The organism is Pseudomonas sp. Irchel s3f7, from assembly GCF_900187615.1.
In the GTDB taxonomy this organism is placed as follows: domain Bacteria; phylum Pseudomonadota; class Gammaproteobacteria; order Pseudomonadales; family Pseudomonadaceae; genus Aquipseudomonas.
The window spans coordinates 1-13,984 of record NZ_FYDO01000009.1 but is presented as its reverse complement, the minus strand read 5'-3'; the positions used below and the strand labels follow the sequence as shown (position 1 = coordinate 13,984).

The following is a 13,984-nucleotide window of genomic DNA, read 5'->3' as shown; positions in this document are numbered from 1 at the left end:
CTGCGGGAGAAACACTGATGACTCAACCCCTCGACACGCTGTGGTACACCCGTTGCCCGGTCCCTACCGGGCTGGGCATTGCCGTGCAAAAAGGCTGGCTGCAAGACACCGTCGGCGCGCTGGGCACGCAAGTCCAGTCACTGCGCGAATCCAGCGACCAGGCCGTGCGTGAGTCGCATTTCGACCATACCCTGCGCAACTCGGTACGCCACGGTGGCAACATCCCGGCAATCTGGGCCCGTGCCCAAGGCCGTGAGACGCGGGTCATCGGCCTGTCGTGGGCCGACGAAGTGCAATTGATCCTGACCCGACCGGACAGCGGTATCAAAACCGTCAAGGACCTCAAGGGCCGCCGTTTCGGCTTGCCTGACTGGGCCGGCGCGCAGATCGACTTCACCCGTGCCCAGGCCCTGCGCGGCCTGGAAAACGCCCTGAAACTCGAAGGCCTGCAGGTCGGCGATGTGCAACTGGTGAATTTCCAGTACGCCGGCACCTTCAGCGACCCGCAGGTGAGCACCGTCAACGGCACGCCGGTCAGCACCCAACGTGTCGAAGGTCGCAACCTTGAGTTGGTCGGCTTGTTGCGAGGTGAAGTCGACGCGATCTTCCTCAAGGGCGCCAGCGCCGCCCGGCACGCCCATGAATTCGGCCTGCACACGGTCATCGACACCGGCTCGCACCCCGAACCACTGATCCGTAGCAACAACGGCACCCCGCGCACCCTGGCGGTGGACCTGAACCTGCTGGACCAGCATTTCGATGTCGCCACCGGGATTCTCGATTCCGTGCGGCGCGCCGAACACTGGGCCCACAAAAATCCGCAGGACACCCGCCGCTACCTCGCCCACGAAACCAACAGCAGTGAGTATTGGGTCAGCGCCGCGTATGGCGACGACGCTCACCTGCGCCTGCGCACTGAACTGGATGAACAGGCGATCGACGCCTTGCAGGACTTCACCCACTTCCTGCATCGCTGGCGCTTCATCCCGAAAAGCTTCGACGTGCGCGACTGGATCGATCGTCGACCGCTGGATGCGTTGCTGCAAACACCCACCGCACTGGCCGGATAACCCGCCAGGTTTCATGGATTCGAACTGAAGGCCTTTATGAGCAAGCCACTCGATACGCTTTGGTACACCCATAGCCCTGTTCCCACGGGGCTTGGCATCGCCGTGCAGTCCGGTCGACTGGCGGAAGCCTTTCTGCCGTTCGGCACCAACATCCAATCCCTGCGCGAGTCCAGCGAGCGGGAAGTTCGCGAAGCCCATTACGACCATCACCTGAAAAACTCGGTGCGTCATGGCGGCAATATCCCGGCCATCTGGGCCTATGCCAGCGGCGTACAAACCCGGGTACTGGGGCTGTCCTGGAGTGACGAGGTGCAGTTGATCCTGACCACCGAGGAAAGCGGAATCAAGAGCATTCGCGACCTGAAAAACCGTCGTTTCGGCCTGCCGAAATGGGCCAACGTGCAGATTGACTTCACCCGTGCCCAAGCCCTGCGCGGCCTGGAAAACGCCCTTAAGCTCGAAGGCCTGACAGTGGCCGACGTCGAACTGGTGGACTACCCCTATGGCGGGACCTACAGCGACGATCAGAAGCAGCATGTCTATGGTTCGGAAGTCAGCCTGGAAGTCACCCGCGTCAGCAAGCGCAACAATGAGCTGATCGGTTTGCTGCGCGGTGACATCGACGCGATTTTTCTCAAGGGCGCGCATGCGGTGCACCTGGCCCATGAGTTCGGCTTGCAGGTGGTGGTCGATACCGGCTCCCATCCGGACCCGCTGATTCGCTCGAACAACGGCACGCCCCGAACCCTGACCGTGGACACCCATTTGCTGCACGAGCATTTCGACGCCAGCGTGAAAATCGTCGATACCGTGCTGCGCACCGAGCAATGGGCCTGGGCCAATCCGGATGAAACCCGACGCTTCCTGGCCCGTGAACTGAACACCAGTGAGTATTGGGTAGCCGCCGCCTACGGTGAAGACGCCCATCGGCGCTTGCGCACCACGCTGGATTCGCGCTCCATCGAAGCGTTGCAGGATTTCACCGATTTCCTGCATCGCTGGGATTTCATCCCGCGACGATTCGATGTGCGCGACTGGATCGATTTCAGCGTGCTGGAAAATGTCATTGGCTCCACTTCCCGCCTGGCGGTTTGAGTGCCTCATCGCCTGTAATACCGCCATCGCCGGCAAGCCGGCTCCTACATGGTTTGCGCACGACCGGTAGGAGCCGGCTTGCTGGCGATGGCGTCCCCACGGCCAATGAATTGCTGGCCAGGCAACACTCTTTCCTGCGACGCCTGCTGCTCCAGCAACACCCACCAAACAACTTTCTGCTGAATAGCTGACAGGCTCTTGAACTCGCCCGCAGCCTAACTAAAAAAACGCTGGAAAATCTCCACAAACACAACTTTCAATAACAACATAACCCTTTAAATACAGTCACTTAACAAAACAAAATCACTCGTAAAACCTCTTGGCACGATCTCTGCTCTACCCCTACTAGCGAAACTTTATTGGGGGAAATATAAATGCATAAACTTAATCCGATCACCAAGAGTATCTGGCTAACCTTGTTGCTGGCCGGGGGCGGCGTCAGCGAGGGATTGCTGGCAGCAGAAGCCACAGAAGTGGACAGCCAGAAAACCGCAACCGAGCCTTCGCTCAAGACCGTGACCGTCACCGCCCAACACAAGGAAGAAACCCTGCAGGAAGTGCCGGTGGCCGTCTCCGCGGTACAAGGCACCAGCCTGGTGGCCGACGGCGTGCGCAACATGGGCGACATCACCACTTTCGTGCCCAACGCCTCGGCAAAAAACCCGGACGGCGATGGCCGGCCACGTTGGTACATCCGTGGTCTCGGCACCGGGGATACCGGCGCTGCAACGGTTTTCCCCGTGGGGATCTACGCCGATGACGTCTATCTGAACGCGCCCATTGCCGGCGGTGGGCCGCTGTTCGACCTGGAACGCATCGAAATCCTGCGAGGTCCGCAAGGCACGCTGTACGGCAAGAACACCACGGCCGGTGCGGTGAATGTCATCTCCAAAAAACCGACCTTCGACACGGACGGTTTCGGCACGATTGGATTTGGCACCAAGAACGAACGCATCGTCAGCGGCGCTCTGGGGGGAGCGCTGGTGGATGAGAAACTCGCGGCGCGGGTCTCGTTGTATTCCGAAGAGCGTGACGGCTTCCAGGAGAACCTGGTGGACGACAACACTTACGGCGACGTCAACAAGAAAGCCGTGCGCCTGCAGTTTCTGGCGCAGATAAATGATGATCTTGAGGCGCTGCTGAAGATCCACAGTCGCGAGTACAAAGGTGATGGCAGCAACGGCTCGCTAACCTTGGGCCGTTACTACAATGTGGGCTATGAAAGACCTAGCGGGCGCGATATCGCCATCAACGTGAATGAAGACTCCAAGCTCAATCACGACGGCACTTCGCTGACCCTGAACTGGCAGTTGGGCGATTACACCCTGACCTCGATCAGTGCCTATGACTACATTCGCGGGCAGTCCACCAGCGACGCCGACTACACACCTTATGAGGTCAACGGCGCGGCGAGTGCCGATAACAAATACGCGCAGTATTCCCAGGAACTGCGCCTGGCCTCGTCGCAGCAGGAAACCCTGCGCTGGTTGCTGGGTGCGCACTACTTCCACGAAGACCTCGACAGCTCCGCACAGCGCATTATCACACCCGGCCCGACGCCTAACGGCACCGGTTCGAATCAGACGCGCGGCGCCACTGCCTTCCGTGACTTGAGCTACGACCACACCACAGACAGTTATGCGTTGTTCGGCAACTTGACCTACGACTTCACCGATAACTTCTCCGTGACCGGCGGCCTGCGCTGGACCCAGGAAAAGAAAGACATCGATCTTGACCTGACCCAACTGACCCGCATCACTGCCAACGGCCCATTGGTGCCGCTGCCCGGTGTCGGTACCAACGGCAATCGTCAGGAGGACAAGACCTGGGAAGCCTGGACCTATGACCTGACGCCGGAATACCGGATCAACGACAACGTGCGGGTGTTCTTCCGGTATGCCCATGGCTTCCGTTCCGGTGGCTTCAACACCGGGCTGTCGACCAGCCTCGCGCAGTTGACCACGGTCGATCCGGAACAGCTCGATGCCTATGAGCTGGGCCTGAAATCCGAATGGTTCGATCATCGCCTGACGGCCAATGCCAACATCTTCTACTACGACTATTCGGACATCCAGGTGAACCTGTTGACGGTCAATAACGGGGTGCTGACCACCGCGTTGACCAACGGCGCCAAGGGCACGGTCAAGGGCGCAGAGCTTGAGCTCGAGGCGCAACCGACGGAATACCTGCACTTGCGTGCGGCGGTGTCCTTCCTCGACACCGAGTACACCGACTTCAAGAACACCAACCCCAACACAGGTGCAGTCACCGGCGACTACAGCGGCAACAGCTTCGTGCGCTCGCCGCGTAACGTGGTGGCGCTGGGTGGCGACTACACCTTCCCGCTGGAGATCGGTGGCAAGCTGGTGGCCGGCGGCGACGTGAGTTTCCGCGACAAGGAATACTTCCTCGCCGATCGCCAAAGCAGCGTCGACAAGACCCTGACTCAACCGCATTACACCCTGGCCAACACCCGCCTGACCTGGTTCAGCCCGGATGAGAAGCTCAGCGTCACCGGTTTCGTCAACAACGTCACCGACCGTCGCTATCAGGTCCATGGCCGTCCAAACGGCACCGTTGGTCAATACGTCATCACCTACGGCGACCCACGCACCGTTGGCCTGAGCGTGACCAGCCGCTTCTGATCCCTGTAGGAGCCGGCTTGCCGGCGATTAGGCCCCCAGCCTTGCATCGCCATGGAGGCCGCCATCGCCAGCAAGCCGGCTCCTACAGAAAACATGTCGATTTCCGGGCCGCCGGTATCCACGCAAAACCCATCGATTTCCGGGCCGCCGGTATCCATTCAAACAATCGATTTCCGGTCCTCCGGAACCACACAAAACCCTGTAGGAGCCGGCTTGCCGGCGATGAGGCCCACAGACCTTGCATCGCTCTGACGGCCGCCATCGCTGGCAAGCCAGCGCCTACAAGGGGTCTTCATACGTCTGGAAGGAATTTACCCATGTTCCATCACACCCCGCTGGCCGGCGCTATCGCGCTGGTCGTTGGCAGCTTTGCCATACCCGTCGTTGCTGCCGAAACCCAACCCGCCGCAAGCAGCGAACACCTGGACACCGTGGTAGTACTCGGCACGCGGCGCAGTGATGTCACCGCTCTGGAAAGCGCCGCACCGATTGATGTGCTCACCAGCAAACAACTTGAAGAAACCGGTGCCAGTGACCTGTCCGGCGCCCTCACCGCCCTGTCGCCTTCGTTCACCTACCCGCAATCGCCGCAAGGTGCATTTGCCGGCTCCATCGCCCAAGGCGCATCGCTGCGCGGCCTGGCTTCCGACCAGGTGTTGGTGCTGGTCAACGGCAAGCGCCGTCATACCAGCGCCAACGTCACTCGCCAAAGCCTGGTGAATGGGCGTGGTGCGGCTGCCGTCGATTTGAGCCTGATCCCCCTGAGTTCAATCCAGCGCGTGGAGATCCTGCGTGACGGCGCTGCGGCCCAGTACGGCTCCGACGCCATCGCCGGGGTGATCAACATCGTGCTCAAGGAGAAAGACGACGGCGGCAACCTCGGCTATCGCTTCGGCGGCTACGACAAGGGCGATGGCATCCAGCGCAAACTCAGTGGCTGGAAAGGCCTGGCCCTGCCCAACGACGGCTTCCTGACCCTGAGTTTCGACGCTGGCAGCCAGGACCCGGCCAGCGACACCAACCCGGACAACCGGATCTTTTATCCCGGTTCCACCAGCATCAACACACCCCGCGAGCAGAACAACCGCTACCGCACCTGGCGCTGGGGCTCGGGCAATGTGTCGGACCAATACAACTTCGCCGTCAACAGTGAAGTCGGCATTGGCGACGGCCTGACCGCCTACGGGTTCGCCACCTACTCGCATAAAAACACCGATGCCGAAGGCTTCTTCGACCCGCCCACGACGCTGCGCAACAACTACGGCAGTACCGCGTTGCAGCGCTACCCGGACGGCCGCCTGCCGGTCACCCGCTACTCGCTCGAAGACTATGCGTTGACCGGTGGCGTACGCTACGAAACCGAACAACTGGGCAAGTTCGACTTCGCCATCAACCATGGCGACAACACCCTGGATTCCACCGACCGCAACGCCATCAACCCCAGCTGGGGCGTCACCAGCCCGGAGAAAATCTACACCGGTGAACGTGAGGCCGATCAGACCAACGCGACCCTGGACTGGGTGCGGGACTTCCCCACCGACCTGTTGTTCAAACCCCTGACCCTCTCCGCCGGCCTGGCCTGGCGCGAGGAGAACTACGAGCTCAGCGCGGGCGAAGCCGCAGGTTGGCAGAACGGGCCGCTGTTCAACACCGTCGACCCGATCACCCGTCGCCGCATTCCGGGTTACTACTCGGGCATTACCCAGGTCGACGCCGCGTCACTGGACCGCAATGTACTGGGCGCCTACGTCGATATCGAAGGTCAGGTCACCGAGAAATTCCAGGCCGGCGTCGCGGTGCGTACCGAGCACTACTCGGACTTCGGCGACACCACCAACGGCAAACTGTCGCTGCGATATGACTTCACCCCGCAGATTGCCGCCAGGGCCACTGCCAGCACCGGCTATCGCGCGCCGTCACTGGTGCAGAGCGGCTTGTCCTCGTTCAGCGTGCAGGTGGTCGAGCAACCGCCCGGCAGTGGCAATTACGTCGAGGTGCAGCAACGCACGCTGCGCGCCGACAGCCCGGAAGCCGCGATGTTGGGCGGTACCTCGCTGAAGCCGGAAGAGTCCACCAGCTACTCGCTGGGCCTGGTCTGGCGCCCGCTGGCCAACGCGTCGGTGACGCTGGATGCCTACCGTATCGATATCGACAACCGCATCACCCTGTCCGACCAGTTGCCCGCATCGGTGGTCTCGCCGATTTTCGCCGGCACGCCTTACTCGAACATTCAGAGTGCCGCGTTCTACACCAACGTCGCCGACACCCGCACCGATGGTGTCGAACTGGCCGGCAACTATCAGCTGGACTTGCAGCAATTCGGACGCCTGAACCTCAACGCCGGCGTGAGCCAGAACAACACCAAAATCACCGCACTGCGTGATGTCGGCAACATCAAGGGCTCGCAGATTGTCGGGCGCACTACCCAGGGCCTGATCGAAGACGGCACGCCAGACTCCAAATTGATCCTCAGTGCCAACTGGCTGTATGAGGGTTGGGGCATAACCGTGGCTCAGCGCCGGTATGGCGAATGGAAAAGCCTCAACGCCACCAATCCGAACCTGGACCAGACCTATAGCCCGCAATGGGTAACCGACCTGGACCTGTCCTACACCTTCAACAAAACCCTGAAGGTTTCGCTGGGCGCGATCAACCTGTTCGACACCCACCCGGACAAGGCTGACGGTACGCAGTTGTACGGCGTACCGAAGTACTCGATCACCAGCCCTGAGGGTGCCCAGGGCGCGTTCTACTACACCAGCGTCAGTTACGACTTCTGACGAAACTGCTGGCGAGGTGTTGCTGGGGCAGCAACGACTGCTGATGAAGCACCATTGCCATTGTAGGAGCCGGCTTGCTGGCGATGGCGGACCGCACGATTTGTGGTGTTTGCACCGCAGCTATCGCCAGCAAGCCGGCTCCTGCAAGGATGTATTGCCTGACCCGTCGCGGCTGGCACAGCTCTTGCGATACCCCTTCGGTACTTCGCCGAAATAAGACCTGCCATGCGTACCCAACGTCTGTTGTCCTCCCTGACCTGGCTCATCTCCCCTGCTGCTCTGCTGTTGCTGTGGGCAGTGGTGGCCGAGGCCGGAATTTTCCCGCGCAACCTGCTGGTCCCTCCTGCACAGGTATGGCAAACCTTCAAAGACCTGTCGGTCAGTGGCGAGTTGCTCGAACACCTGCTCAACAGCCTGTCGCGCCTTGGACTGGGATTCGCTATCGGCTCGTTGTCAGGCCTGGCTTTCGGGGTGCTGATGGCCCTCTCGAAAAACGTCGAGAACTACTGCTCGCCGTTGTTCCATACCCTGCGCCAGATTCCCAGCATCGCCTTGATCCCAATGTTCGTGCTGCTGTTCGGTATCGATGAAACCTTCAAGATCATCATCGTCGCCAAAACCGCCTTCTTCCCGGTGGCACTGGCTGCCAGCGAAGGCGTCAAAGCCATTCCGCGCAGCTACTTCGAGGTGGCTGACGTGTATCGACTGCGCTGGCCGACGTTCGTCCGCGAGATTGCCTTGCCTGCCGCCGCGCCACCGATCATCACCGGATTCCGTATCAGCCTCACCCGTGCCTGGGTGGTGTTGGTGGCCACCGAGTTGCTCGCCGCCGACAGTGGCCTGGGGCAGATGATTGAAATGAGCCGGCAAATGCTACGCATCGATGTGGTGATGGTCGGTGTGGTCGTCACGGGTGTGATCGGCTTCGTACTCGACTTCAGTTTTCGTCAACTCGAACAGCGGATGTTCCGCTGGCAGACTCGCTAGGAGCCGCTGATGTCTCGACTACTTGCCAATTCCCGCGGCTTGCTGCTGCCCCTGTTGTTGATCGGCGCCTGGGAGTATCTGTCACGCCAGGGCGCCGCCGGGGCTTACGCCTTTGTCCCGTTGTCAGGCATTGGCTCGGCCTTGATCGAACTGCTGGCCAATGGCGAGTTGTTGGTCAATCTGTTGGCCAGCCTGGCTCGCACCAGCACCGGTCTGGCCCTGGGCATCTTCTTCGGCGTGTTGCTGGGGGTGCTGATGGCGCTGTCAGCAGTGGCCAATCGGTTGATCGGGCCATTGTTCCATTCAATCCGACAGGTGCCGATGCTCGGCTGGATTCCGCTGATCGCCATGTGGTTCGGCAACGGCGAGTTCTCCAAGGTGTTGATCGTCAGTCTTGCCGCGTTCTACCCCATGGTCCTCAACACCTATCAGGGCTTCAGCCATGTCGAGGTGCGATACCGCGAAGTCGGTCAGGTGCTGGTGCTGACCCGCTGGCAACGCTTGCGTCATGTGCTGTTGCCCGCAGCGCTGCCAAGCATTGCCACCGGTGTACTGCAAGCCCTTGCGTTTGCCTGGGTCACCGCCGTGGGCAGCGAATTGTTCCTGTCCTCCGGCGCTGGCCTGGGCAACCTGATGATGAACGCAGAAGCCGGCTCACGCATGGAAGTCATTGTCCTCAGCGTGTTGTGCATCGGGCTGTGTGGTTACCTGATGACCCTGCTATTCACCCTCCTGAGCCGCCAATTGCTGCGCTGGCGCAACATTCGTTGAAAGGCCACTCCATGAACGCTATTGCCCGCCATGCCCCGCTACACAGCACTTCCTTGCAGTCCGGTGCGCTGCAGATCCGCGGCCTGAGCAAGGCTTACCGGATCGAAGGCAAGCCTCTGCCGGTGCTTGAAAACATCAACCTCGACGTGCGTCCCGGCGAGTTCGTCAGCATCGTCGGCGCCAGCGGTTGCGGCAAATCCACCCTGCTGCGTCTGATCGTCGGGCTAGAAGCCGACTATGCAGGCGACATGCTGCTCGACGGCAAACGGGTCGTGGCCACCAGCCTGGAGCGTGGCATCGTGTTTCAGGATCACCGCTTGTTTCCGTGGATGACCCTGAGCCAGAACATCGCCCTGGCGTTGAAAAACCATCCGCTGTCGCCTGCGGAAAAAAACCGGTTGGTGGCGGAACACATTGCGCTGGTGAATCTGGAAGGCTTTGAAAACGCCTACCCGCACCAGCTCTCCGGCGGCATGGCGCAACGCGCAGCCATTGCCCGCGCGCTGATCAACAAACCGAAAGTATTGCTGCTCGACGAACCGCTCGGCGCGCTCGATGCGTTGACCCGGATACGCCTGCAACACGAGTTGCAACGCATCTGGGTGCAGCAACGCTGCACCGTGATCATGGTCACCCACGACATCGAAGAAGCGCTGTACCTGGGTGACCGGGTGATCGTCATGGACGCCCACCCGGGACGGATCAAGCACGAAATCAGGGTTGACCTGCCCCATCCGCGGGATCGCGCTTCAACTGTGCTGCAAGGCTACAAGGAACAACTGCTGGAAGAACTGGTGGGGCATTAAGCACCGGACCGGTCCGTTGCAGCATGGAAAATACTGAAGATGCACAGGAGTAAACACATGGGCAATGTCCAAAGCCCCGCCAGTCTGCCGCAGGTATTCCAGGGTCCGGCCCTGGGTGAACTGCTGAACCTTGGCCGGGTATTTCGCGAGCCCCTGGCACTGTCACGCCTGCAACGCGCCCCGAAACGCGTGTTGCGTCGTCGGGAAGCGGTCCTGTTGGGGGCGCTGGCGCTGGTGCTGCATGGCGCGGTGATTGTCTGGGTCAACCAGGCGCCGCCGCTGGTCCTGCCGGTGGTGCCACCGGAAATACCGCCGATGACCATTGAATTTTCGAAACCGGCACCGCCCGTGGTGCAACCGCCACCCCCCCAGCCGGCACCGCTACCGGTGGTCGAGCCACCACCGCCGGTGGAAGATGAACTGGCCTTCAAACCGCCACCGCCCAAGCCGATCCCCAAGCCCAAGCCTGTGGTCAAGCCCGCGCCCAAGCCGGTTGCCAAACCCGTCACGCCGCAGCCTCCCGCGCCTGTTGCACCACCACCGGTGGCCGCAGTGCCCGCACCCGCGGCGCCGCCTGCACCACAGCCCGTCACCCCGGCGTCGGCCAACGCCGGTTACCTGCACAACCCGGCACCGGAATATCCATCGCAGGCAATGCGTCGCGGTTGGGAAGGCACGGTGGTGTTGCGTGTGCATGTGTTGTCCAGCGGCAAGCCCGGTGAAATCCAGCTGCAGAAAAGCAGTGGCCGCGACTCGCTCGACACCGCCGCACTGGCCGCCGTGAAGCGCTGGAGTTTTGTGCCGGCCAAACAAGGCGACGTCGCCCAGGACGGTTGGGTCAGCGTGCCCATCGACTTCAAGATCAAGTAGCACCCCCCTGAACACCCAGGCAGCCGCGGGCCACCCCACAAAAGGAGCACCGCCACTCAAGCAACCGATATCAGAGAACACCGACCATGAACCTGCTCAGCTCGCCTTTTGAATCTATCGAACACGCCGTGATCTGGCTGTTGATCCTCTTCTCCATCGCCACTTGGGGCCTTGCGTTGCTCAAAGGGCTGCAGTTTGTGCGCCTGAAGGCCCAGGATCGAAAATTCCACAAGCAATTCTGGGCGGCCTCGAGCCTCGAGTCGGCAGCCGAGTACGCCAACAACCTGCCCGGCTCGGCGGCCCGCGTGGCCTTGGCCGGCTACAACGCCATCCAGTTCAGCGACAGCCCAGGCGCCGATCTGAGCCAGTCGATCAATCATCAGGACCGCCTTGAGCGCGCCTTGCGCCAGCAGATCGTGCGCGAGCGGCGCTCACTGGAAACCGGGCTGGCCATTCTCGCCAGCATCGGCAGCACCTCGCCCTTTATCGGCCTGTTCGGCACCGTTTGGGGAATCATGTCGGCGTTGAAAGGCATCAGTGCCGCGGGCTCGGCCAGCCTCGAAACGGTGGCCGGCCCGATCGGCGCCGCGCTGGTCGCGACCGGCGTGGGGATCGCCGTCGCCGTACCGGCCGTGCTGGTCTACAACTACTTTTTGCGTCGCCTGAAGTTGGCGGCGGCGGACCTGGACGACTTCGCCCATGACTTCTATAGCCTGGCGCAGAAACACGCCTTTCGCGTGTTGCTAAGCCCTGTGGCGGGCAAGTCCGGTGCCAGCAATGCTGGTCAGAAAGTCAAGGAGGCATCCTGAGATGGCGTTTTCTACCCAGGACAATGACGAGGTGCTCAGCGAAATCAACGTCACGCCGCTGGTGGACGTGATGTTGGTGCTGCTGGTTGTGTTCATTGTCACCGCGCCACTGCTGACCAATGCGATACCGATCAACCTGCCGAAAACCGAGTCGGTGGCGCCGGTCGAGCAAAAGGACCCGTTGGTGGTGAGCATCGATGACAAAGGCAAGTTGTTCATCAACAAGGACGAAGTGCAGCCTGACCTGCTTGAGACCAGCCTCAAGGCCGCCAAGGCCAAAGACGCCGAGGTCCGCGTGCAGTTGCAGGCTGACAACGGGGTGAACTATGGCGAAGTCGCACGGGCGATGGCGTCCATCGAACGCGCGGGCATCACCAAGTTGTCGGTAATCACCGCAAAGTAACTGACCGCGGCCAAGGGCCTCATCGCCGGCAAGCCAGCTTCCACAGGATTCGGTGTGTACCCGTCCTCCGCCATCCACACATCCCTTGCAGGAGCCGGCTTGCCGGCGATGGCGGTTTCAAGCGCTGGAGGCTGCCGGGTTCAGCAATGTGCTCCGGCATGCTCAACGCGATGAAACAACCGGTTGAAATACACCAGGCTGTCACGCGGTTCGCGCACGCCCACTTTCGTCAGTTCCACGAACATCACCGAATGCGAACCCACTTCCTTGCACTCGCTGATCCGCCCTTCGAGCTGCACCAGAGCATCACGCAGCACCGGCACATCGGCGGCGCCGTCGTCCCACAGGTCCCAGGCGAAGCGTTCGTCCATCGGCACTTTGGTCATGCCGGCGAAATGACGCGCCAGCTCTTCCTGCTCGCCACACAGCACGTTGATGCACAGGTGGCCGTTGGTGCGGAACACGTCGTGGGTGGCGCTGTTGCGGTTGACGCACACCAGCACGGTGGGCGGCGAGTCGGTCACCGAGCACACGGCGCTGGCGGTGATGCCGCAACGACCGCCAGGGCCGTTGGTGGTGATGATGTTCACCGCAGCAGGCAGCTGCGCCATGGCGTTGCGAAAGTCGATTTGCTGCTGGCTCAGGTCGGCCATGTCGATGCCCCTTCCTTCAGGAGGACCGCTGTCTTGCGGCCCGTAGGTGATGGAACAAGACTAAGGCTGCGGACGCGGCGCAACTATTCTGACGATCCCCATGGTGAGGTTGGGTTTCCGCTAGTCGACTAGGTGGTTTCTTTATCGCAAGGGCCGGCCACAGTGGGTATTCTGCAGACTGGCTACAGAAAGTTGAGCCAATGCGTGCCGCACGCTCGCGTGCGAAAACAATAATTAGAAAAACATACGTGGCAGCCCCGATGGAAACCCGTAAACCGATTGTTTATATCGTTGACGACGACAAAGACCTGCGCACTTCCCTGGCGTGGTTGCTGGAGTCTGTCAGTGTGCAGGCGCAATGCTTTGCCGGCGCCGAAGAGTTCCTCAGCCAATACGACCCCAAGCAGCCCGCCTGCCTGGTGCTCGACGTGCGCATGCCGGAAACCAGCGGCTTTCAGTTGCAGGAAATCCTCAACCAGCGCGGCAGCACCTTGCCGACCATTTTCGTGTCTGCCCATGGCGACATTCCGATGTCGGTCGCGGCGATGAAAAACGGCGCGCTGGATTTCGTCGAGAAGCCCTACAACCCGCAGCAGATGATCGACCGCATCCAGGCCGCGCTGAAGACCGCCGTGCACGCCCAGGCGGATCAGCAACAGCGTCAGAACCTGCAAGGCAAGCTGGCGCTATTGACCAGCCGTGAGCGTGAAGTGTTGATGCTGGTGATCGATGGCAAGGCGAGCAAGGTGATTGCCCGCGAGCTGAACATCAGCGTGAAGACCGTTGACGTGCATCGCACCAAGATCAAGGAAAAGATGGGCGTGAGCAGCATCGCCATGCTGGTGCGCGAAGTGCTGCATTTGCCGGTGGATGAGCCGGTGCGGCATTGAGGGATTTGTGGCGGCCGTGAGGCCGCCATCGCTAGCAAGCTAGCTCCTACAGTGGTTTTGTGTTCGCTAGAGGTCCCTGTAGATACCGTCTTGCTTCTCATCGAGCAAGCGCAAGTTTCGGGTCAAAGGGTTGGCCCGACTTGAGCACTCCGTAAACGAAATGCAGCAGTTTGCGCATCGCCGCACAGATGATCTGCTTGGGGGC

General features: G+C 61.1%; 12 protein-coding genes and 1 pseudogene. 11 read left to right on the top strand and 2 right to left on the bottom strand.

Annotation, left to right across the window (positions count from 1 at the left end; all coding sequences use genetic code 11):
- Nucleotides 1-17: 17 nt before the first annotated feature.
- The 10 genes from CKW19_RS09640 (at nt 18) to CKW19_RS09595 (ending at nt 12,236) form a co-directional block, all read left to right on the top strand.
- A complete protein-coding gene (locus tag CKW19_RS09640) occupies nt 18-1,070 on the top strand; it encodes an ABC transporter substrate-binding protein (RefSeq protein WP_095057694.1) in 1,053 nt (350 codons plus the stop codon).
- 36 nt (nt 1,071-1,106) lie between these two features.
- Nucleotides 1,107-2,165, top strand: a complete 1,059-nt coding sequence (locus tag CKW19_RS09635; RefSeq protein WP_095057693.1) for an ABC transporter substrate-binding protein — start codon at nt 1,107-1,109, stop codon at nt 2,163-2,165.
- Between the two features lie 374 nt (nt 2,166-2,539).
- Nucleotides 2,540-4,810, top strand: coding sequence for a TonB-dependent receptor (locus CKW19_RS09630; RefSeq protein ID WP_095057692.1), 2,271 nt, complete (start codon nt 2,540-2,542; stop codon nt 4,808-4,810).
- Nucleotides 4,811-5,127: 317 nt separating this feature from the next.
- Nucleotides 5,128-7,590 (top strand): TonB-dependent siderophore receptor, encoded by a 2,463-nt coding sequence (locus CKW19_RS09625; protein WP_095057691.1) that lies wholly within the window; start codon nt 5,128-5,130, stop codon nt 7,588-7,590.
- A 225-nt stretch (nt 7,591-7,815) separates the two neighbouring features.
- Nucleotides 7,816-8,577 carry an ABC transporter permease gene (locus CKW19_RS09620; RefSeq protein WP_095057690.1) on the top strand — a complete coding sequence of 254 codons (762 nt, stop codon included), beginning with the start codon at nt 7,816-7,818 and terminating at the stop codon, nt 8,575-8,577.
- 9 nt (nt 8,578-8,586) lie between these two features.
- A complete protein-coding gene (locus CKW19_RS09615; protein WP_095057689.1) occupies nt 8,587-9,348 on the top strand; it encodes an ABC transporter permease in 762 nt (253 codons plus the stop codon).
- 11 nt (nt 9,349-9,359) lie between these two features.
- Nucleotides 9,360-10,154 (top strand): ABC transporter ATP-binding protein, encoded by a 795-nt coding sequence (locus CKW19_RS09610; RefSeq protein WP_095057688.1) that lies wholly within the window; start codon nt 9,360-9,362, stop codon nt 10,152-10,154.
- A gap of 57 nt (nt 10,155-10,211) precedes the next feature.
- Nucleotides 10,212-11,024 (top strand): energy transducer TonB, encoded by an 813-nt coding sequence (locus CKW19_RS09605; RefSeq protein WP_095057687.1) that lies wholly within the window; start codon nt 10,212-10,214, stop codon nt 11,022-11,024.
- A gap of 86 nt (nt 11,025-11,110) precedes the next feature.
- The gene (locus tag CKW19_RS09600) at nt 11,111-11,833 is read left to right on the top strand and encodes a MotA/TolQ/ExbB proton channel family protein (protein ID WP_095057686.1); all 723 of its coding nucleotides are present in this window, start codon (nt 11,111-11,113) and stop codon (nt 11,831-11,833) included.
- Between the two features lies 1 nt (nt 11,834).
- On the top strand, nt 11,835-12,236 hold the full coding sequence (locus CKW19_RS09595; protein WP_095057685.1) for a biopolymer transporter ExbD: 402 nt from the start codon (nt 11,835-11,837) through the stop codon (nt 12,234-12,236).
- Between the two features lie 140 nt (nt 12,237-12,376).
- On the opposite strand, the gene hpaC is transcribed toward CKW19_RS09595, so the two are convergent.
- Nucleotides 12,377-12,889, bottom strand: a complete 513-nt coding sequence (hpaC, locus tag CKW19_RS09590; RefSeq protein ID WP_095057684.1) for a 4-hydroxyphenylacetate 3-monooxygenase, reductase component — start codon at nt 12,887-12,889, stop codon at nt 12,377-12,379.
- A 260-nt stretch (nt 12,890-13,149) separates the two neighbouring features.
- On the opposite strand from hpaC, the gene CKW19_RS09585 reads away from it, so the two are divergent.
- The gene (locus CKW19_RS09585) at nt 13,150-13,779 is read left to right on the top strand and encodes a response regulator transcription factor (RefSeq protein WP_095057683.1); all 630 of its coding nucleotides are present in this window, start codon (nt 13,150-13,152) and stop codon (nt 13,777-13,779) included.
- 97 nt (nt 13,780-13,876) lie between these two features.
- Here CKW19_RS09585 and CKW19_RS29020 read toward each other — a convergent pair.
- Nucleotides 13,877-13,984: pseudogene (locus tag CKW19_RS29020) on the bottom strand (IS110 family transposase); the annotation flags it as partial.

Bases quoted from the DNA above. Each gene is read 5' to 3' on its own strand.
- CKW19_RS09640 (WP_095057694.1), top strand. From the start codon at position 18: ATGACTCAACCCCTCGACACGCTGTGGTACACCCGTTGCCCGGTCCCT.
- CKW19_RS09635 (WP_095057693.1), top strand. From the start codon at position 1,107: ATGAGCAAGCCACTCGATACGCTTTGGTACACCCATAGCCCTGTTCCC.
- CKW19_RS09630 (WP_095057692.1), top strand. From the start codon at position 2,540: ATGCATAAACTTAATCCGATCACCAAGAGTATCTGGCTAACCTTGTTG.
- CKW19_RS09625 (WP_095057691.1), top strand. From the start codon at position 5,128: ATGTTCCATCACACCCCGCTGGCCGGCGCTATCGCGCTGGTCGTTGGC.
- CKW19_RS09620 (WP_095057690.1), top strand. From the start codon at position 7,816: ATGCGTACCCAACGTCTGTTGTCCTCCCTGACCTGGCTCATCTCCCCT.
- CKW19_RS09615 (WP_095057689.1), top strand. From the start codon at position 8,587: ATGTCTCGACTACTTGCCAATTCCCGCGGCTTGCTGCTGCCCCTGTTG.
- CKW19_RS09610 (WP_095057688.1), top strand. From the start codon at position 9,360: ATGAACGCTATTGCCCGCCATGCCCCGCTACACAGCACTTCCTTGCAG.
- CKW19_RS09605 (WP_095057687.1), top strand. From the start codon at position 10,212: ATGGGCAATGTCCAAAGCCCCGCCAGTCTGCCGCAGGTATTCCAGGGT.
- CKW19_RS09600 (WP_095057686.1), top strand. From the start codon at position 11,111: ATGAACCTGCTCAGCTCGCCTTTTGAATCTATCGAACACGCCGTGATC.
- CKW19_RS09595 (WP_095057685.1), top strand. From the start codon at position 11,835: ATGGCGTTTTCTACCCAGGACAATGACGAGGTGCTCAGCGAAATCAAC.
- hpaC (WP_095057684.1), bottom strand. From the start codon at position 12,889: ATGGCCGACCTGAGCCAGCAGCAAATCGACTTTCGCAACGCCATGGCG.
- CKW19_RS09585 (WP_095057683.1), top strand. From the start codon at position 13,150: ATGGAAACCCGTAAACCGATTGTTTATATCGTTGACGACGACAAAGAC.